Origin of the sequence: Bradyrhizobium sp. WSM2254, assembly GCF_000472645.1 — a bacterium.
Taxonomy (GTDB): domain Bacteria; phylum Pseudomonadota; class Alphaproteobacteria; order Rhizobiales; family Xanthobacteraceae; genus Bradyrhizobium; species Bradyrhizobium niftali.
In genome coordinates this window covers 337,507-356,740 of record NZ_AXAB01000001.1, presented here as the reverse complement: position 1 = coordinate 356,740, position 19,234 = coordinate 337,507, and the positions used below count along the sequence as shown (strand labels likewise).

The 19,234-nt window shown below is 65.8% G+C and carries 21 protein-coding genes and 1 tRNA gene; 6 read left to right on the top strand and 16 right to left on the bottom strand.

Features of this window, described 5'->3' with window-relative positions:
- Positions 1-135 precede the first annotated feature (135 nt).
- The 4 genes from A3M7_RS0101635 to A3M7_RS0101620 all read right to left on the bottom strand — a co-directional run bounded on the left by A3M7_RS0101635 (position 136) and on the right by A3M7_RS0101620 (position 2,731).
- Positions 136-1,071: a transporter substrate-binding domain-containing protein gene (locus tag A3M7_RS0101635; RefSeq protein ID WP_027542348.1), complete on the bottom strand. Its 936-nt coding sequence runs from the start codon at positions 1,069-1,071 to the stop codon at positions 136-138.
- A gap of 218 nt (positions 1,072-1,289) precedes the next feature.
- Entirely contained in the window at positions 1,290-1,880 is a 591-nt protein-coding gene (locus tag A3M7_RS0101630; protein WP_027542347.1) for an SCO family protein, read from the bottom strand.
- A 24-nt stretch (positions 1,881-1,904) separates the two neighbouring features.
- Entirely contained in the window at positions 1,905-2,099 is a 195-nt protein-coding gene (locus tag A3M7_RS0101625; protein WP_027542346.1) for a hypothetical protein, read from the bottom strand.
- A 110-nt stretch (positions 2,100-2,209) separates the two neighbouring features.
- On the bottom strand, positions 2,210-2,731 hold the full coding sequence (locus A3M7_RS0101620; protein WP_027542345.1) for a hypothetical protein: 522 nt from the start codon (positions 2,729-2,731) through the stop codon (positions 2,210-2,212).
- 249 nt (positions 2,732-2,980) lie between these two features.
- Between A3M7_RS0101620 and A3M7_RS0101615 the strand changes: the two genes are divergently transcribed.
- The 4 genes from A3M7_RS0101615 to A3M7_RS0101600 all read left to right on the top strand — a co-directional run bounded on the left by A3M7_RS0101615 (position 2,981) and on the right by A3M7_RS0101600 (position 6,562).
- Entirely contained in the window at positions 2,981-4,639 is a 1,659-nt protein-coding gene (locus tag A3M7_RS0101615; protein WP_027542344.1) for an FAD-binding dehydrogenase, read from the top strand.
- Between the two features lie 3 nt (positions 4,640-4,642).
- Entirely contained in the window at positions 4,643-5,560 is a 918-nt protein-coding gene (locus tag A3M7_RS0101610) for a PHB depolymerase family esterase (RefSeq protein ID WP_027542343.1), read from the top strand.
- Between the two features lie 128 nt (positions 5,561-5,688).
- Entirely contained in the window at positions 5,689-6,039 is a 351-nt protein-coding gene (locus A3M7_RS0101605) for a RidA family protein (protein ID WP_027542342.1), read from the top strand.
- 157 nt (positions 6,040-6,196) lie between these two features.
- The gene (locus A3M7_RS0101600; RefSeq protein ID WP_027542341.1) at positions 6,197-6,562 is read left to right on the top strand and encodes a nuclear transport factor 2 family protein; all 366 of its coding nucleotides are present in this window, start codon (positions 6,197-6,199) and stop codon (positions 6,560-6,562) included.
- Positions 6,563-6,761: 199 nt separating this feature from the next.
- Here A3M7_RS0101600 and A3M7_RS0101595 read toward each other — a convergent pair whose 3' ends face one another.
- The 11 genes from A3M7_RS0101595 to A3M7_RS0101545 form a co-directional block, all read right to left on the bottom strand.
- On the bottom strand, positions 6,762-7,610 hold the full coding sequence (locus A3M7_RS0101595; protein WP_027542340.1) for an amidohydrolase: 849 nt from the start codon (positions 7,608-7,610) through the stop codon (positions 6,762-6,764).
- 3 nt (positions 7,611-7,613) lie between these two features.
- Complete coding sequence (locus A3M7_RS0101590) at positions 7,614-8,591, bottom strand: aldo/keto reductase (RefSeq protein WP_027542339.1); 978 nt, start codon at positions 8,589-8,591, stop codon at positions 7,614-7,616.
- 93 nt (positions 8,592-8,684) lie between these two features.
- On the bottom strand, positions 8,685-9,617 hold the full coding sequence (locus A3M7_RS0101585) for a sugar-binding protein (RefSeq protein ID WP_027542338.1): 933 nt from the start codon (positions 9,615-9,617) through the stop codon (positions 8,685-8,687).
- Between the two features lie 94 nt (positions 9,618-9,711).
- The gene (locus A3M7_RS0101580) at positions 9,712-10,794 is read right to left on the bottom strand and encodes an ABC transporter permease (protein ID WP_027542337.1); all 1,083 of its coding nucleotides are present in this window, start codon (positions 10,792-10,794) and stop codon (positions 9,712-9,714) included.
- Positions 10,794-11,552: an ATP-binding cassette domain-containing protein gene (locus tag A3M7_RS0101575; RefSeq protein ID WP_027542336.1), complete on the bottom strand. Its 759-nt coding sequence runs from the start codon at positions 11,550-11,552 to the stop codon at positions 10,794-10,796. Before A3M7_RS0101575 ends, A3M7_RS0101580 begins: the two co-directional genes overlap by 1 nt.
- A gap of 13 nt (positions 11,553-11,565) precedes the next feature.
- Complete coding sequence (gene xylA, locus A3M7_RS0101570; RefSeq protein ID WP_027542335.1) at positions 11,566-12,888, bottom strand: xylose isomerase; 1,323 nt, start codon at positions 12,886-12,888, stop codon at positions 11,566-11,568.
- Complete coding sequence (gene xylB, locus A3M7_RS0101565; protein WP_027542334.1) at positions 12,889-14,343, bottom strand: xylulokinase; 1,455 nt, start codon at positions 14,341-14,343, stop codon at positions 12,889-12,891.
- A gap of 82 nt (positions 14,344-14,425) precedes the next feature.
- On the bottom strand, positions 14,426-15,484 hold the full coding sequence (locus tag A3M7_RS0101560; RefSeq protein ID WP_049823161.1) for a LacI family DNA-binding transcriptional regulator: 1,059 nt from the start codon (positions 15,482-15,484) through the stop codon (positions 14,426-14,428).
- A gap of 103 nt (positions 15,485-15,587) precedes the next feature.
- Positions 15,588-16,052: a GNAT family N-acetyltransferase gene (locus A3M7_RS0101555; RefSeq protein WP_027542332.1), complete on the bottom strand. Its 465-nt coding sequence runs from the start codon at positions 16,050-16,052 to the stop codon at positions 15,588-15,590.
- 2 nt (positions 16,053-16,054) lie between these two features.
- On the bottom strand, positions 16,055-16,567 hold the full coding sequence (locus tag A3M7_RS0101550; RefSeq protein ID WP_198033679.1) for a GNAT family N-acetyltransferase: 513 nt from the start codon (positions 16,565-16,567) through the stop codon (positions 16,055-16,057).
- A complete protein-coding gene (locus tag A3M7_RS0101545; RefSeq protein ID WP_027542330.1) occupies positions 16,567-17,148 on the bottom strand; it encodes a helix-turn-helix domain-containing protein in 582 nt (193 codons plus the stop codon). The genes A3M7_RS0101550 and A3M7_RS0101545 overlap by 1 nt, the downstream gene beginning before the upstream one ends.
- 173 nt (positions 17,149-17,321) lie before the next feature.
- On the opposite strand from A3M7_RS0101545, the gene A3M7_RS0101540 reads away from it, so the two are divergent.
- Complete coding sequence (locus A3M7_RS0101540; protein WP_027542329.1) at positions 17,322-18,314, top strand: alpha/beta fold hydrolase; 993 nt, start codon at positions 17,322-17,324, stop codon at positions 18,312-18,314.
- Between the two features lie 89 nt (positions 18,315-18,403).
- Here A3M7_RS0101540 and A3M7_RS0101535 read toward each other — a convergent pair.
- A tRNA-Gly gene (locus tag A3M7_RS0101535) sits at positions 18,404-18,477 on the bottom strand.
- A 173-nt stretch (positions 18,478-18,650) separates the two neighbouring features.
- On the opposite strand from A3M7_RS0101535, the gene A3M7_RS0101530 reads away from it, so the two are divergent.
- Positions 18,651-19,229 (top strand): methylated-DNA--[protein]-cysteine S-methyltransferase, encoded by a 579-nt coding sequence (locus tag A3M7_RS0101530; RefSeq protein ID WP_027542328.1) that lies wholly within the window; start codon positions 18,651-18,653, stop codon positions 19,227-19,229.
- The last annotated feature ends 5 nt before the right edge of the window (positions 19,230-19,234 follow it).

Here is a 19,234-nt window from a genome sequence, read left to right as displayed (position 1 = left end):
CCGGGCAGAATGCAAAAATGGTCTTGATCGTCATTCCGGGGCACGCGCGTCAGCGTGTGAACCCGGAATCTCGCGCCACAATCTCGAGATTCCGGGTTCGCGCTTCGCGCGCCCCGGAATGACGGGGTTGAATGGCTAAAACGGGCTCACCGAAAAATAGCGCAGCCACAGATCGGTGTAGCGGCCTTTTTCCCAGACCCGGAACAGGGCCCAGTTCAGGGCCTGGCGCAGCACGTCGTTGCCCTTGCGCACGGCGATGCCGATGCCCTCGCCGAAGAAGCGGCTCTCGACGAAGGGGCCGCCGGAGAAGGCGCAGCAATCGCCCGAATCCGTGCCGTTGATCCAGAAGGCGAGCGAGATGGCGTCGCCGAAGATGAAGTCGACCTCGCCCTTGCGAAGTGCGGCGCGCATCGCGTCGTCGTTGGGATAGGGGTGCAGCTCGGCGTCGGTGAACATCGCCTTGAGATAGGCCTCATGCGCGGAGCCGCCGATCACGCCCACCTTCTTGCCCTCGAGATATTCCGGGCGGATCTCCGGCATCACCGCATCCTTGCGCGAGGCGAAGCGCGCCGGCACGCGGTAATAGGGATCGGAGAAGTCGACGCGGGCACGGAGCTGCGGGCTCACCGCCATCGAGGCGATGATGGCATCGCCCCGGTTCGAGGTGAGCGCGTCGACCAGCGTCTCGAAGCGGCGCATCTGCACCGTGCAGGTGACCTTGATCTCCTCGCAGAGCGCGCGGGCGAGATCGACGTTGAAGCCGGCCGGATTGCCGTCGGCGCCGGTGTAGTTGAACGGCGGATAGTCGGTCTCGGTCAAGAAGCGGATCACGGTCAGGCGCGACAGGTCCGGCCGCTCCGGCCGCCGCCGCGGGTCCCAGAAGCCGGGCACCGCCTGGGGGGCCGCCTGGGGCGCGACCTGCGGGGTTGCCTGAGTTGCCGCCGGTGGCTGCTTGGCCGGAGCCTGCGCCCTCGCGCCGGGCAGGGCTGCGAACAGGCAGGCGCCGACCGCCAGCCCTGTCAGCAAGCCACGGGCAGATTTGGACGATTTCGCCTGTTGCGATGGAGCCATCGGCCGGAAATGAACGAATTTCGTTGGGATCGGAGGCCTTATAGACCATCCGCCCGGGAACGCGAGCGCCGATTGCAGACACGGTGAAGGTCAGGCGGTCGTCATGCCCGGGCTTGTCCCGGGCATCCACGAACTTTCTAGCCTAACCCAAGAACGTGGATGGCCGGGTCAAGCCCGGCCATGACGATGTGGACGCAGCTGCGGCCCGAAAACGGCCTTCAGAGATACCGCTTCAGCTCGACCGCGGCCTCTTCCGGCGTCCGTTTCAGGTTGAACGGCGAGACGAAGCGGCCGTCGCGGTCCATCAGATAGATCAGCGCGGTGTGGTCCATGGTGTAGTCGCCGTCCTTGGTCGGGACCTTCTTGGCATAGACCCGGTAGGAGGTGATCACCTTGGCGGTCTCGGCGGGATCGCCGCTGAGGCCCTCGAGATGCGGATCGAAGCTCGACAGATAGTCCTTCATCGCCGCCGGCGTGTCCCGCTCGGGGTCGACCGAGATGAAGATGGCGTTGACCTTGTCGGCGTCCTTGCCCATCGCGCGCAGCACTTCCGAGATCTCGAACAGCGAGGTCGGGCAGACGTCGGGGCAATGGGTGTAGCCGAAGAAGATCAGGGTCGGCTTGCCCTTCAGGCTCTTGTCGGTGACGGCCTTGCCGTTCTGGTCGGTGAGCTGGAACGGGCCGCCGATCGCAGCCGGCTGCGCCACCTTGCCGACCCCGCCCATGGCCCAGAACATGATCAGCAGCCCGACGACAAGGCTTGCGGCGAATGCGGTCGCGATCACCAGCGGGCGGGCGGCGGAGCTCATGGGCGGAAGACTTCCTGTCGGGGGTCAGAAGCAGGCAATGAAGCCGGTCCTGATCATTTCGAAGAACACCTGGGTGCCGTAGTGGAACCACAGCGCCAGCGCGCCAATCACGACCAGACCGCCAACACCTGTGCCAGCCAACAGCAGCACGGACGGCGTCCGGCCGGCAGTGGACGAATTGTCCTGTAACGGATGGGCCGGGCGCACTGGTTGAGCCATGACAATGATCGGGGCGAAGGCCCCGGTTCCCAGGCTTTCAGATAAGCTTTAGCCCGCCTGCGGGCAAGGCGCCGCTGGCGGGCTGAAACAAACCCGTCGTGCCGAGGATGTCAGTGCAGGAGCTGGCCCCGAGCGGACTCGAGCTCGTCCGATTGCGGGAGAGACCGGCGGGTCGGCTTGATCGTCGAGGCCTGTGCGTCCATGTAGCAGGGCTTGTACATGGCCTGAAGCTGCTTGCCCCTCAGGAAGAGCATGTGCGGGGTCAGGCCGCCGCGCTGGTTGATCCAGCGCCTCACCTGCGAGGGGTACATCGCATAGAGCATCTGGGTTGCTTCGGAATTGGTGACGGCGCGGCCATTGGCGCCGAAATCCCAGGCGGCGTGGAAGCCCAGCGTCGCGCTCGAGGTCACGCAGATGCGGTCGCGCGGGATTGCGCCAAGGACGATGGTGCAGGCGGAGGCGCAGAGGCCGTCGATGATGACGGTTTCGCCCGATTGCCGCAGGTCCTGATATTTGTCGACGTAGGTTCCGATCCGGCCGCCGCGGTCATCCGCGATCCGGACCACCGCGTGAGAAGCCCCCATGCAAGCGATCAGCACAACCGCGGCCAGCAACCCCGTCAGAAACTTCATTGTCCCCCGCCCCAGTCGAATTCGAATCTGCGTGTCAGGTGGTGATGCACGGCTAGCGTCCGTCGTAACCAAGGTTTTGTCTAGGCAGGCCGGCTCGCTCAAAACAAATTCAAATCCAGTGTTGCGTCCGCGCTGCACTTGGCCGGGCTCTATCTCAAAGTGGAACAAGTTAATGATGTCTTACGCGCCACACCCTTGATCTCAGTAACAACCGCTGGCTTCAATCCGGGCAACTACAGGGGGGAACTTATGGCTGAACAGACAGACGTCGTCGTTGTCGGCGCCGGACTATCCGGCCTCGTGGCCGCAACCGAGATCGCGGATGCCGGCAAGCGCGTGATCGTGGTCGACCAGGAAGGCGAGCAGTCGCTCGGTGGCCAGGCGTTCTGGTCGTTCGGCGGGCTGTTCCTGGTCGATTCGCCGGAGCAGCGCCGGCTCGGCATCAAGGATTCCTTCGAGCTCGCGATGCAGGACTGGCTCGGAACCGCCGGCTTCGACCGCGACGAGGATCACTGGCCGCGCAAATGGGCCGAGGCCTATGTGGCGTTCGCGGCCGGCGAGAAGCGTGACTGGCTGCGCGCGATGGGGCATCGCATCTTTCCCGTGGTCGGCTGGGCCGAGCGCGGCGGCTATGACGCGATGGGCCACGGCAATTCGGTGCCGCGCTTCCACGTCACCTGGGGAACCGGGCCCGGCATCGTCGAGCCGTTCGAGCGCCGCGCGCGCGAGGCGATGAAGAGCGGCCGCCTGACCTTCAAATTCCGCCACCGCGTCGACGCATTGTCCATCACCAACGGCACGGTGGATGGCGTCGGCGGCGCCGTTCTCGCGCCTGACGATGTCGAGCGCGGCAAGAGTTCCTCGCGCAATGTCATCGGGGAGTTTGCACTGAAGGCGCAGGCCGTGATCGTCGCCTCCGGCGGCATCGGCGGCAATCACGAGCTGGTGCGGCAGAACTGGCCCAAGCGACTCGGCGAGCCGCCGAAATTCATGATCTCCGGCGTGCCCGAACACGTCGACGGCCGCATGATCGGCATCACGGAGAAGGCGGGCGCGCGGCTGATCAACCGCGACCGGATGTGGCATTACGTCGAGGGCATCCAGAACTGGTCACCGATCTGGCCACGCCACGGCATCCGCATCCTGCCGGGGCCCTCGTCCATGTGGTTCGACGCCACGGGCACGCGGCTGCCGGCGCCGCTATTCCCCGGCTCCGATACGCTCGGCCAGCTCGAATACATCATGTCGACGGGCTATGATTATTCCTGGTTCATCCTGACCCAGAGCATCATCAAGAAGGAGTTCGCGCTATCGGGCTCGGAGCAGAACCCTGACCTCACCGGCAAGAGCTGGCGCATGACGCTGCGCCGCGCCACCAACAAGGGCGCGCCGGCGCCGGTGGAAGCATTCAAAAGCCATGGTGTCGACTTCATCGTGCGTGACAAGATCGACGATCTCGTTGCGGCCATGAACAAGCTCGTCGGCAGCGACCTCCTCAGGCTCGAGCACATCAAGATGCAGATCGAGGCGCGCGACCGCGAGATCGCCAATCCCTACGTCAAGGATGCGCAGGTGATGAACATCCACAATGCGCGTCGCTATATCGGCGACAAGCTGATCCGCACCGCCTCCCCGCACCGCATCCTCGATCCAGCACACGGACCGCTGATCGCGGTCAAGCTCAACATCCTCACCCGCAAGACGCTCGGCGGCTTCGAGACCGATCTCGACTCGCGCGTGTTCGGCAGCGAGGGCAGCGTCATTCCCGGCCTCTATGCGGTCGGCGAAGCCGCGGGCTTCGGCGGCGGCGGCGTGCACGGCTATCGCTCCCTCGAAGGCACCTTCCTCGGCGGCTGCCTGTTCTCGGGCCGCAACGCGGGCCGCGCGGCGGCGAAGGCGGTGGGGTAGATCGTGCGGCGGTGGATGCATATCGGGGCGCTTCTCGCCGGCTTCGCCGCCGCCCCGGCGGCGTCGGCCGACACCATCGACGTCAACGGCGTGATGCGGTCCTACACCGTGCAACTGCCAGCCAAGCGACTTGTGCCGCTGGTGGTCGTGCTGCATGGCAAGACCCAGCGCGGCGCCGACATGGTCGCGCGGACGGCGTGGCCCCAGGTCGCAAAGCGCGAAGGTTTTGCGGTGGTCTTTCCGGACGGGCTCAACCATGCCTGGGCCGATGCGAGGACGAAGGCGGGACCCGCGCTCCGTGGCCCGCCCGAGGGCACCGACGACGTCGCCTTCATCGCGAAGCTCGTCGAGAAACTGGTGGCGAACGGCACGGCCGACCCTGGCCGCGTCTATGTCGCCGGCATCTCCAATGGCGGTGCCATGGCGATGACGCTTGCCTGCGCCCGCGCCGATCTGTTTACGGCAGGTGCGAGCGTGATCATGAACCTCACCGACGAAGCCGCGGTCACGTGCCATCCCTCGCGGCCGCTGCCGATGCTGATCATGAACGGCACGGCCGACCCGCTGGTGCCCTACGAGGGCGGACGCGGATCGGGCTATTTTGCCGCAGACGGGTTCTGGTCGACCGAGGAGACGCTGGCATTCTGGCGCAAGCTGAACGGCTGCGAGGCCGATGATGCCAACGTGACCGAAATGCCCGACAGGGTGCCCGCGGACCAGTCCACGGTCACGCGGATCGCCTCGCGCTGCCCCAGGGGGCACGACGTCGTGCTCTATCGCGTCAACCATGGTGGGCATCGCATGCCCGGCTTCGCTCCGGACGCCCGCTTCCCCAAGGTCGCAACCAGCCTGCTCGGGCCACAGAACAGCGACATCGACGGCGCCGAGACGATCTGGACGTTCTTCAGTCAGTTTCCTTAGGGAATGCGTGCCCGGCAACGCATGCGTGCCTGGCAACGCATGCGTGCCTGGCAACGCATGCGTGCCTGGGGTGGCTGAGCGCGGGGGGCTGCGCTAGACAGGGCCGCCATTCCACCAGGAGATCCCAAATGAGCATTCAGCGTTTTGAAACCGGCCCGCGCATGAGCCAGGTCGTCGTGCACGGCAACACCGTCTATCTCGCCGGTGTCGTCGCCAACAAGGCCGGCGGCGAAAGCGTGACGAAGCAGACCCAGGACATCCTGGCGACGATCGACGGCCATCTCGCCAAGGCCGGCACCGACAAGTCGAAGCTGCTCTCGGCCACGATCTACATCACCGACATGAAGACGTTTGGCGAGATGAATGCGGTGTGGGACGCCTGGGTCTCCCCCGGCAACACCCCGGCCCGCGCCACCGTCGAAGCCAAGCTGGCGGCGCCGCAATACACCGTCGAGATCATGGTGACGGCGGCGAAGTAATCTTCGCGAACCAGTCGCATGCCGATGAAGCGCGATGAGACCATCATCGCGCTTCATTTTTTTGCGCACGCCGATGACCTCGGAGGTAATCGATCAGCGCGCGCAAACCTTCGATAGTGACGAGCAGCCGAAGACGGCGTCACCGAAGGAGAGCACCATGACCGACCACGTCACCATTGCCCGCCGCTACATCGAGCTCTGGAACGAGCGCACGACAAGCCGCCGGCGCGAACTGCTCAGCGAGAACTGGGCGGCGGATGCGAGCTATGTCGACCCGCTGATGAAGGGCGACGGCCAGGACGGCATCGACGCGCTGATCGCGGGCGTGCAACAGCGCTTTCCCGATTTCAAGTTCAAGCTGATCGGCGAACCCAACGGCTACGGCGATCAGCTGCGCTTCAGCTGGGGCCTTGGCCCTGACGGCGTCGACAGCCCGATCAAGGGCACCGACTTCGCCGTGCTGAAGGACGGCCGCATCAGGAGCATCACCGGATTTCTGGACCAGGTGCCCGCGGGCGCGTGAGGTGCGTTGCACTGCCTCCCCAATCTGAGCCGTCGTCCCGGCGAAGGCCGGGACCCATACCGCGTGATTTCTCGGATAGCGAAGGACGGGAGTACCGAACGACTCATCTTCACCAAACAACTCCCTGGGGTTATGGGTCCCGGCCTTCGCCGGGACGACACCTTTGGTTGGGTACGAGGTCTGCCCAACTCAGCAGGCTTTAGTCAATCGCCAACCGATACGCAGCCTTCGCATTCACCCCGAACGCCTTCTCGCGCACACTGGAGCCTAGCTTCGCCAGACACGCCTCCAGTGCGCCCTTGATCTCGCTGTAGCTGCCTGCAAGCAGGCACACCGGCCAGTCGGAGCCGAAGATCAGGCGATCCTCACCGAAGCAATTTGCGGCGTGCTGGACGAACGGAAACAGCCGCTCCGCATCCCAATCATGCCACTTCGCTTCCGTCGCGAGCCCGGAGATCTTGCACCAGACATTGCCGCAGGCGGCGAGCGCCTTGATGCGATCGGCCCATTCTGCGCTTCCGCCCGAAGCGATCGGCGGCTTGGCGGCATGGTCGAGCACGAAGCGCGCGTTGGGAAAGGCCTGCGCGGTTGCGATCGCCGCCGGCAATTCGCGGGTGCGGACGAGGAAATCGTAAGTGAGATCGGTGGCGAACAATACGGTGAGCCCGCGTTGGACGTCCTCGCGGAGCAGCCAATCGGGATCGGCCTCGTCATGGACCTGGTGGCGGATTCCGACCAGCTTGTCGCCGCCCGGCCCTGCGCGCAGCCGGTCGAGCGTGTCACCAAGCGTAGCATCGGTCAGATCGACCCAGCCGACCACGCCGACGACGAAGGGCGTTGCATGCGCGATGCGCAAAAATTCCTCAGTCTCCTCCAGCGCGGAGCGGCACTGCACCACAATGCTCGCGCCGATGCCATTCGCGTTCAGAAGTGGCGCGAGATCGGCAGGCCCGAAGGCGCGGCGGATCGGCGCGAGTTCTGGCGCGTCCATCCAGGGATAGTCGGCACGCGCCGGATCCCAGAAATGCTGGTGGGCGTCGATGATCATGGCTCACGCTCCACCCGGCAGCGGCGACCGCGCGTCGACGAGTTTCCGCGCACGCAGCTCCTGCCAGAAGGCCGGCGGCACCGGCGCCTGCGACATCGCGATGTTGTCGGCGACCTCGGCGGCATTGCGCGCGCCCAGCACGGCGACCGTCACGGCCGGATGGGCCATGCAGAACTGGAGCGCGGCGGCCTTCAGCTCGGTCCCGTGCTTGCGACAGAGCTCGTCGAGCTCGAGCGCCCGCGCGACCAGCGCCGCGTCGGCATCCTCATAGTTGAACTTCGCGCCGGTGCGGGGGTTGGCCAGAATGCCGCTGTTGTAGATGCCGCCGAGCAGGATGCCGATGTTCTTGGCCTGACAGGCCGGAAACAGCGCATCCAGCGCGCCCTGGTCGAGCAGCGTGTAGCGGCCGGCGAGCAGGAAGCAGTCCACCGGTACGGTTTCGGCAAAACGGACCAGCATCTCCGACTGGTTCATGCCGGCGCCGATCGCCTTGACCGTGCCCTCTGCGCGCAGACGCTGGAGCGCGCGGAAGGCGCCGGCGACGGCGTCGTCGTAATGATCGTCGGGATCATGCACGAGCAGGACATCGACGCGGTCGAGCCCGAGGCGCAGCAGGCTCTCCTCGACCGAGCGCATCACCCCGTCATGAGAGAAGTCGAACACCGGCCGCTCGCGCTGACCGCTCTTGTAATGATCGTCCTCGGCGGCAGCGCCATCGGGCGCGCGCAGCAGGCGGCCGACCTTGGTCGAGATGACGTAGGAGTCGCGCGGCTGTTGCCGCAGAAATGCGCCGAGCCGCCGTTCCGCGAGGCCAAAACCGTAGAGAGGCGCGGTGTCATAGAAGCGGATGCCGGCCGACCAACCCCGTTCGAGCGTCGCTTGCGCATCGGCATCGCTGACCGGTGCAAACAATCCGCCGAGCGGGGCGGAGCCGAGGCCGATTGACGTGACATCAAGGGGGCCGAGCCGCGACCGTTTCATTCCAAATTTCCTTCCGACAGCCCAAATCATCTCTCCCGCTTGCGGAAACCGCAAGCGGGAGAGGCACGCAGGAGCACGGGGCTGGTGGCGCTCCTACTTCAGCAGCTGCGCAACGTTGTCCTTCGTCACGAGATCGAGGCCGGTATAGATGATCTCCGGCACCTTCTCGCCCTTCTTGATCGCGAGCAGCGTGTCCATCGACTTCTCGCCCATTTCGAACGGGCGCTGGCCGGTGAGGGCGTTGGAGTAGCCGTCGCGCAGCAGCTCAAGCTGCATCTTCAGCGTATCGGCGACGACGAGCGTGAACTTGCCGGCGTCGATGTCCTTCTTGTTCTTGTTGACGAAGGCCTTGTAACCTTCGGGTGCAAACATCGGCCAGCCGCCGATCGGCACGATGGCGCCGAGATCCGGCGTCGCCGTACGCAAATCGGCCATCTGCTGGATCGCGAGCGCGGGGTCGTCGTTACAGAAGGTCGGAGAGCCCTGGACCTCGACCCACTTCGTTCCCTTGAGCGACTCACGGACGCCGTCGACACGCTCGGCAAGGTTCTTCGCGCCGGGACCGCCGGATACGATCGCATACTTGCCGCCTTCGGGCTTGAGCTGGGCCAATTGCTTGCCGAGCGCCAGACCGAAGTCCTTGTTGTTGGTGCCGATATAGGCGATGCGCTTGGAGCCCGGCGCGTCCGCATCGAAGGTGATGACGGGAATGCCGGCCGCCGTTGCCGCCTCGATCGACTTGGTCATCGCCGCGACGTCGGCAACCGAGATCGCGAGCCCATCCACCTTCTGCGTGACGAAGTCCTGGATGATCTGCGCCTGCGTCGCCGGTTCGTGTTCGACCGGTCCCTTGTAGATGCACTCAACGTTGCCGAGTTCCTTGGCTCGCTTCAGGCAGCCGTCGCGCGCCACGTCGAAGAACGGATTGTTCATCGCCTTGGGCACGATGGCGAACTTGTAGGTCTGGGCAAATGCCGGGGTCGCCATCATCGCGATGGTCACGCCAGCCAACAGAAACTTCTTCATTACTTTCCCTCCACACTTTGTTGCCTATCCATTTGTGATGCGATGGTCCGGCAGGCGGATAGACGATCTTTCGTTGTCCTTCCGGATTAACTCGTTAAGTCATGCGCGAGCGGATACGGTCGACCAGCACGGCAAGGATGATGATCACGCCCACCAGCGTCTGCTGCCAATAGGAGTTGACCTGCGCGAGCACGAGGCCGTTACGGATCACTTCGAGCAACACACAGCCGACGATGGCACCGAGCGGACCGCCGATACCGCCGGCCAGATTGGCGCCGCCGATCACGGCGGCCGCGATCACGTTGAGCTCGTAGGAAGTCGCCATGTTAGCGGGTGCCGATCCGAGCCATCCGGAGATAATGATGCCCTGGAGGCCTGCGGCGAGCGCGCAGATCACATAGACCTCGATCTTCACACGCACCACCGGGATGCCGGTGAGTTCAGCCGCCTTCTCGTTGCCGCCGAGTGCGAAGACGTGGCGGCCGAACGAGGTGTGGTGCAGCACCACCGCCATCGTCAGCGCGAGGATCACGAGATAGATGAAGGGCGCAGGCACACCAAGCACGTCGCCCGAGGTGAGCGCATAGAAGTAATCGGCGTCCGGCCCGCCCGGAAAGCTGCCGCGGCCGTTGGAGACAACATAACCGAGGCCGCGCACAATCGAGAGCATGCCGAGCGTGGTGACGAAGGGCGACAGCCCGAGCACTGCGATGCAGAAGCCGTTGACGAGCCCGACGAGAAACGCGACCGCGAGGCCCGCGACGATCGAGACGACCAGGATCAGGCCCGGCAGGTTCGCTACCACGGTCTTGCCGTCGGCCGCGAGGTGCACGAACAGCGACGCGCCGGGCATGCCTGGCGTCGAGAGGCCCGACATGACCATCGATGTGATCATGGCGGAGAAGCACATCAGCGAGCCGACTGAGAGATCTATACCGCCGGTAATGATGACGAAGGTGACGCCCAGGGTGGCAATGGCGATAAAGGAAAAGTTCTTCGCCACGTTCTGCATATTGCCCTGGGTGAAGAAATAGGGGCTGGCAAAATGCATCACGACCATCAGCACCAGGAGCGCTAGCAGGACGTATCCGGTCTGGGAGGCGAAGATGCCACGCCGCCACCATTTAATCTCGCCGACATTCGAGAAGCTGACCGGGGATTCCAACTGCATGGCCATTACGCCGCCTCCTTCGCGCCGGTGATGAGTGCGGTGACTTCCTCGGGGGACGTCGTATGGATCGCCTTGTCGGCGCGCTTCTCGCCGCGGCGCATGACGATCACGCGGTCGCACACCGCGAACACGTCGGGCATGCGGTGCGAGATCAGCATCACGGCGACGCCTTGCTCCTTCAGCCGGTGAATCAGGCTCAGCACCTGCTCGACCTGGCGGACCGAGATCGCAGCGGTCGGCTCGTCCATCATCACCAGCCTCGCATTTGAGAGCCGCGTCCGCGCGATCGCGACCGCCTGGCGCTGGCCGCCCGACATCTGCTTGACGAGATCGTCGGGCCGCGTTTCCGATCGCAGCTCGCCGAACAATTCCAGCGCACGCGCCGCCATCGCCTTGTGGTCGAGCAAGGCAAGCGGGCCAAACTTGCGCTTCAGCTCGCGGCCGAGAAACACGTTGGCGGCCGCGGTCAGATTGTCGGCCAGTGCAAGGTCCTGATAGACCACCTCGATGCCGACCGTGCGGGCATCGATCGGCCGATTGAAATGGACCGCGCTGCCGGCAAAGCGGATCTCGCCATGGCTGGGGCGGAAATTGCCGGCGATGATCTTGACCAGCGTCGACTTGCCCGCGCCGTTGTCGCCCATCAGGCCGACCACCTCGCCGGGAAGGACCTGCATGTCGACGTCATGCAGTGCGCGGATTGCGCCGAACTCCTTCCCGATGCCGGAGAGTTGGAGCACCGGCGTTGCTTCAGCATTTGTCATCAGCGGGCCTTCCTCAGACATAGCGGTTGACCAGGGATTCCAGATATTCCTGCCGGCCCGAGCGCGGCTGCGGATCGAAGCCGGAGCCGAGCGCACGATCGGCGAGATCGGCGAGCGAGCGCTGGCCGCCGAGGATGGCCCGGCCCTCGGGGCTCGCCCATCCTTCGTAGCGCTTAGTAAGCGGCGCGGAGAGGGCGCCGGCATCGAGCATGTCGGCAGCGGCGAGGAAGGCGCGCGCGCAGGCATCCATCGAGCCGACATGGGCATGGATCAGATCGTCGGGGTCGATCGACTGACGCCGGATCTTGGCGTCGAAATTGAGCCCGCCCGAGGTGAAGCCGCCGCGGTTCAGGATCTCGTGGAACACCAGTGCAAGCTCCGGCACATTCATCGCGAACTGGTCGGTGTCCCAGCCGAGCAGATCGTCGCCGCGGTTGACGTCGAGCGAGCCGAAGACGCCGAGCGCCTCGGCGAGCGCGACCTCGTGATGGAAGGAATGGCCGGCGAGGATGGCGTGGTTCTGCTCGATGTTGAGCTTGACGTCCTTGAGGAGATCGTAGCGCGCGAGGAAGCCGTAGCAGGTGGCGACGTCGAAATCATATTGATGCTTGGTCGGCTCCTTCGGCTTCGGCTCGATCAGGATCGGGCCCTTGAAGCCGATCTTGTGCTTGTGCTCGACGACGAGCGAGACGAAGCGGCCGAGCTGGTCGAGCTCGCGCTTGAGATCGGTGTTGAGCAGCGTCTCGTAGCCCTCGCGCCCGCCCCACAGCACATAGTTCTGGCCACCGAGCCGGTGCGTCACCTCCAGCGCGGCACGGACCTGGCCGGCGGCATAGGTGAAGATGTCAGGGTCCGGATTGGTCGCGGCGCCCGCCATGTAGCGGCGATGCGTGAACAGATTGGCGGTGCCCCAGAGCAGCCGGACTTTGGCGGAGGCCATCTTCGCTTCGAACAGATCGGCGATCGCGTTGAGGTTGGCGACGGACTCCGCGAGCGAAGCACCTTCCGGCGCCGCATCGACGTCGTGGAAGGTGAAGAAGGGCACGTCAAGCAGGCGGAACAGCTCGAAGGCGACATCGGCCTTGGCCCGTGCCTGCGCCATCGCATCGCTGCCGTGGTGCCAGGGCCGCACGAACGTCTCGCCGCCGAAGGGATCGCCGCCCGGCCAGCAGAAGGAGTGCCAGTAGCAGACCGCAAAGCGCAGGTGATCCTCGAGCCGGCGGCCATGGACGAGGCGATCCTTGTCGTACCAGCGGAAGGCGGGCGCTTGTCCGGCATCCTGGCCGGCGAAGGCGACAGGCGTGCTTGCCTCGAAGAATTTGGCTGACGCGTTCACTTAGGCGGACTCCTTCAACGCGGGATAAAGCGCGCGCCAGCGACGATAGGCATCGTCATAGGCGGCGGTGACGGATGCGCGGGGCGCGAAACTCGCGAGTCGGCGCGGGCGCGTGCAAACTTCGGCGGGATCTTCACCGGTGGCGGCAAGGCGCCCGAGCCGCGCGGCGCCGAGCGCGGCCCCCACCTCGCCTTCCTCGACGCGATGGACGGAAATGCCGAGCACGTCGGCACAGATCTGGGCCCAGAGTTGCGAGCGCGAGCCGCCGCCGACGAGATCGACTTCCACGATCGGCGCGCTCGCCGCGCTCAGTGCCGCCAGATTGTCGCGCGCGGCGAAGGCGACGCCTTCGAGCACGGCCTGCACGATCTCGCCGCGCCCGGTCGCGCCGCGCAAACCGACGAAGGCGCCGCTGGCGGCGGCATCGTTGTGCGGCGTGCGCTCGCCATCGAGATAGGGCAGGAACTTGATCGGGCTCGGTCCATCGACACGCTCGCCGAGTGGCGCCAGCAGCGCCGCGGCCGGCGTCTCCATCACGCCGGAGAGCCAGGCGAGCGAGGCCGCCGCCGACAGCATCACGCCCATCTGGTGCCAGAGCCCGGGCAGCGCGTGACAGAAGGCATGCACGGCTGAAGCCGGCGCCGGCGCAAAGCGATCGGTGACGCGGAACACCACACCTGAAGTTCCCAGCGACAGAAACGCATCTCCGGGTGCGATGGCGCCGAGCCCGATCGCGCTCGCCGCGCAGTCGCCGGCGCCGCCGGCCACCACGACACCTTTCGCCATGCCCCAGCGCTGCGCCAGGTCCGGCGCGAGCACCGCGCTGGTCTCGCTGCCTTCGACGAGGCGCGGCATGTGACGCAGATCGAGCCCGGTGGCCTGCAGCAGAGCCTCCGACCAGCGGCGCTGGCCGACGTCGAGCCACAGCGTACCGGCGGCGTCCGACATGTCCTCGACCATTTCGCCGGTGAGGCGATAGCGGACATAGGCCTTCGGCAGCAGCACTTTTGCGACGCGCTCGAAGATGTCCGGCTCATGCCGCGCGACCCAGAGCAGCTTTGGCGCGGTGAAGCCCGGCATCGCGAGATTGCCGGCGATGGCGTGCAGTGACGGACAGCGTCGCTCGAGCTCGCCGCATTCGGCCTGCGAGCGGCCGTCGTTCCAGAGGATTGCGGGACGCAACGGGCGGCCGTTCTCGCCCAGCAGCGTCGCGCCATGCATCTGGCCGGATAGTCCGATGCCGGCTACCCGCGCGACCTCACGCGGATGGCGGGATGCGAGATCGTCGACCGCGCCGGTCGCCGCGTCGACCCAGGCGTCGGGATCCTGCTCGGACCACAGCGGCGCGGGATGCGACAGCGCAAGCTCGCGCGCCGCCGTCGCGAGAATCGCGCCGGCTTCGCTCACGAGCACCGCCTTCACACCGGACGTACCGATGTCCATTCCGAGATACACGCCATCCCTCCCATTCACCTGTCGCAGCGTGCGATCTTGCGTCGCCTTCCCCGCCACGGGCCGTTTCAAAAATCGCCTGCCGCTAGGGCAGATTATCCCGCATCACGATGTCGATCCTGATCTTCTCCTGTTCGCGCAAGATCGGCTCGCCGCGGGCGAGCGCAAGCAGCACGCGCACGGCGGCGCGCGCTTCATGTCCTGGGTTCTGCGAGATCGCGGCATCCATCACGCCCTGCAACAGCAGCCGGCGCGTCAGCGCCGTGACGTCGTGCCCGACAAAGACCACCTGCTTGTCGCGGCCGGAATCGCTCAACGCCTTGGCGACGCCTTGCGTGCCGGCGCCGACGTTATAAAGGCCGACAATGTCAGAATGCCTGCCGAACAGCCGGGCCAGCAGCTGCTCCGAACGCTCGTCCTCGTCGCGCCCTTCCAGCACCGGCAGCACGGCGAGACCAGGGAATTCCGACGCCATCACCTGGTTGAAGCCGAAAATGCGCTCGGCGTGATCGCGCAGGCCCTGCGAGCCGGCGACGATGGCAACCTTGCCGGTCCGCCCGCCGACCAGCCGACCGACCAGCGCACCGGCGGTGCGCCCCGCGGCGATGTTGTCGATGCCGACATAATGGTGGCGCCGCGACGTCGGCACGTCCGAGACCAGCGTGACCACTTTGGTGCCGGCGTCGACGAGATCGTTGATCGCGGCGCGGACGCCGGGATGATCCAGCGCCACCACGGCGACGCCGTCGTAGTCGCCGAAGAGCGTCTCCAGCGAAACCGCGAGCACGGAGGGATCGAACACGTCGGTTGCGACCATCTCGACACTCAGGCGACGCGCCGAGAGCCACGCCGACATCTCGCCGAGATAGGCCTCGATCTGCTGCATGAACGGGTTCGGCCCGGACGGCATCACGAAGGCAAAGCGGCGGGCGCGGGCACGGGCGAGCTCTGCGGCGGCCACATGCGGCTGGAAGGAGTTGCGCTCGATGATCTCTTTGACGCGCCTGACCGTGTCCGGCCGCACACCCGGGCGATTGTGCAGGACCCGGTCCACGGTCGCCAAGCTCACGCCCGCCTCGCGCGCGATGTCCTTCAGGGTCAGCGCGGTGGCAGTGAGCGTGTCTGAGTAGCTCTCTTGGGCCATGGCTGAAGGCTAGCAGATGTGTTTTGAGGTACGCAACTCATTTTGAGGGGCGTGTCGGATTTTTCGAGCCCGGCTGCACCGGGGCCCCACCTCGTCGGCGGCCTCAGCTGCCGCTCAGATCCAGCGTCAGGAACAGGCTGTTGGGATCCTCGACATAGCCCTCGAACGGGCCGCAGGGGACGAAGCCGTGCGCCCGGTACAGCGCGTGGGCCGGCCTGAAATAGTCCCACGAGCCGGTCTCGAGGCTGAGCCGCGTCAAGTCGCGCGCGCGGGCTTCACTGATGATGTGGCGAAGCATCTGGCCGCCAAAGCCGCGCCGCCGCGTGGTCTGAAGCGTATGCATCGACTTCACCTCGCCATGGGTGGCCGACAGCGTCTTCAGCGCGCCGGTGGCGACCAGCGTCTCGCCGTCCCATCCGGACCAGAACGCGACGTCGCTCGCGCGAAGGCCTGCCAGATCGAGCGCATGGGCGCTGCCCGGCGCGGTCTGCGCCCGCGCCGCCGTGACATGATGGTCGAGCAGCGCGACGACGCGCGGATCGAACGTGTCGCCGGTACGAACCTGCATCGTCACGGCCTCACTCCGCTTGAAAGCCGCATCTGCATGAGGACCATATCGAGCCAGCGGCCGAACTTGCAGCCGACCTCAGGCATCCGGCCGACCTCGGCAAAGCCGAACGAGGCGTGCAGCGCGATCGAGGCGGAATTCGAAGCCTCGATCGCGGCGACCATCGTGTGCTTGTTCAGCGCCGTGGCCCGCTCGATCAGCGCAACCATCAGGCCGCGGCCGATGCCCGCACGATGATGCCGCTCGTCGACATAGACGGAATTCTCGACCGTGTGGCGATAGCCGGGCCAGGGACGGAAATCGCCGAAGGACGCGAAGCCGACCACATCCCGGCCCTTCATCGCGACCAGAACGGGATAGCCGGCTTCCCGTCGCGCCCGGATCCACGCGCGCCGCGAATCGAGATCAACCGGGCCGTCGGTCCAGACCGCCGTGGTGTTGATCGCGGCATGGTTGTAGATGGCCAAAATATCTTCGGCATCCTCCAGCGTGGCGTCCCGCACGATCATCGGCATCACATTTTCCCGTAAGAAGTGCCGCGCCGCGTGATGATGACGTAGCGCGCGTCCTGTCTGGTTTCGTTCTCGAAGGTCACCGCACGCATCACGTCGAAATCGAGACAATCGCCCTCGCGCAGGCGCACCGTCTTGGCGTCGATATGCACGCAGACCGCGCCCTCCAGCATCAGCAGTTGCTGGGTGAAGGCGTTGCGGCCCCAGGGGCTGTAGGAGACGCGCGCGCCGGCCGGCAGGTCGACGACGATGATCTCGATGCCGCTTGCCGCGTCCGGCGGCGAGGCATGGCGCCTGCGGTAGCCGCTGTCGGGATCACGCCAAAGCGGCTGGTCGGCAAGCCGCATCAGCCGCTCCGGCGGCTTCTCCGCGAGCGCGACGACGTCGCTCAGCGTGACGTCGAGCGCCGCACAGAGCTTGTTGAGCAGCGCCGCCGTTGCACTGCTCTGCGCCCGCTCCACCCGCCCGATCATGGCTCGGCTGACGCCGGAGCGGCCTGCAAGTTCGTTCAACGTCATGCCCGCCTGCGTCCTCAGGGTCTTCAAGCGACGACCGATCGCGCGATCGAGTTTCTGCTGGTCCATGGTCTTCATCCGAACATTGCCCGACACGAGGACCGCACCCATCAGGGCGAGCGGTAGCTTAGCGCGGACGGAGGCGAACGCCGCGAGCGGCAGTCCAATATATTAGAATCTTTGCGGAGCTCGCAGACCCGATTAGGATGCGCCCCAACCACAAATAATCGGGAGGCGACGAGATGGGCGAGCCGACGCAGCGGACGATCAAGGCCAACGGTATCAGCCTCAACGTCGCCGAGCAGGGCAAGGGGCCAATGGTGCTGCTCTGCCACGGCTTTCCGGAAGGCTGGTACTCCTGGCGCCACCAGCTCGAGGCGCTGGCGGCGGCCGGCTACCACGCGGTCGCGCCCGACATGCGCGGCTACGGCAAGAGCGACCGGCCCGAAGCAATCGACCAGTACACGATCCTCCACATGGTCGGCGATCTCGTCGGCGTGCTCGACGCCTTCGAAGCGAAGGACGCCGTCATCGTCGGACATGACTGGGGCGCGACGATCGCCTGGCACACGGCGCGCCTGCGGCCTGATCGCTTCCGCGCTGCCGCCATCCTCAGCGTGCCCTATCGGCCGCGCGGTCCGGTGCGGCCGACGAGCGTCATGCCGCAGACGGCGGATGCGCAGTTCTATCAGCTGTACTTCCAGGAGCCGGGGGTCGCCGAAGCGGAGTTCGACCGGGATCCGCGCGCAACGCTCGGCGCCATGCTCTTCGGCGGCTCCGGCGAAGGGGCGGCGGCGATCCGCGCCAACGCCGAGCGCGCCGGCAGGACCGTCGGCGTCGGCATGGTCTCGCGCAAGGACGGCATGTTGCCGAAAGTGCAGGTACCGCTGCCGTCATGGCTGAGCGCCGCCGACCTCGATTATTACGGCGGCGAATTTGCCCGCAGCGGTTTCCGCGGGCCGCTCAACTACTACCGCAACATCGATCGCAACTGGGAGCTGATGGGGGCCTTCGAGGGTGTGAAGGTGGTGGTGCCTTCACTCTTCATCGCCGGCGACCACGACATGGTCCTCGCCTTCCCCGGCACCGCCGAGCTCCTCGCCAACATGAAGCAATTTGTGCCGCAGTTGCGCGAGATCAGGATGCTGCCGGGTTGCGGACACTGGACGCAGCAGGAGCGACCGGCGGAGGTGAACGCTGCGATCGTGGAGTTTCTGCGAAGCCTGCCAGGTTAGCACCCTTCTCCGCTAACGCTTCGAAGGGCATCCTGCATTGCGTCGCCGAAGACTGGAAATCCTGCGAAGCGCCTTCGCGCGAAGCAGGATGGAGCGGGCGAAGGGAATCGAACCCTCGTATGCAGCTTGGGAAGCTGCCGTTCTACCATTGAACTACGCCCGCGGATGCGCTGCTCACGCCCGTCCTGATTAGCCGAGACGGCGCGTCTCGCCAAGCGGTTTGGCGCTCCTAGCCGGACGGTTGTTAATGTCTCAGTAAGATTCCAGGTGCGCCGGATTGTGGCGGTGTTATGATCTCGTGTCTGGGGAGAGACGTGCACTGAGTGGGGCGTGTGCATGGTGGGGCGTGGCTATACGATATTCGACACGGCAATCGGGCGCTGCGGCATCATCTGGAGCAGCACCGGCGTTGTGGCCGTGCAATTGCCGGAGGCGCGGGAGATCGACACCCGCCGCCGGATTTTCCAGGTCCATCCCGAGGCGCGCGAGCAGCAGCCTCCATTGAATGCCGAGCTTGCGATCGAGGGCATCGTGGGCCTGCTGCAGGGCAACGATCCCGACTTTTCCGACGTCAGCCTGGATGCCGGCGGCGTGCCCGGCTTCAACCGGCGGGTCTACGAATACGCCTGCACGATCCCGCGCGGGGAGACGCGCACCTATCACGAGGTCGCCAAGGCGCTGGGGGCCTCCGGCGCGGCGCATTCGGTGGCGCAGGCGGTTGCGAAAAATCGCTACATGCTGATCGTGCCCTGCCACCGCGTGCTGGAGGCCGGCAATTACACCGACCGGCTCTCGCCCTATGGCGGGGTGATCTCCAAGCGGCGATTGCTGGCGCTCGAGGGCGCCCATCCGGTCGCCAGCAAGACCCTGTTCGAGGTGTTGCTGCCCGTTGCCCCGCCGAGGCCCTCCACCTAGATAGG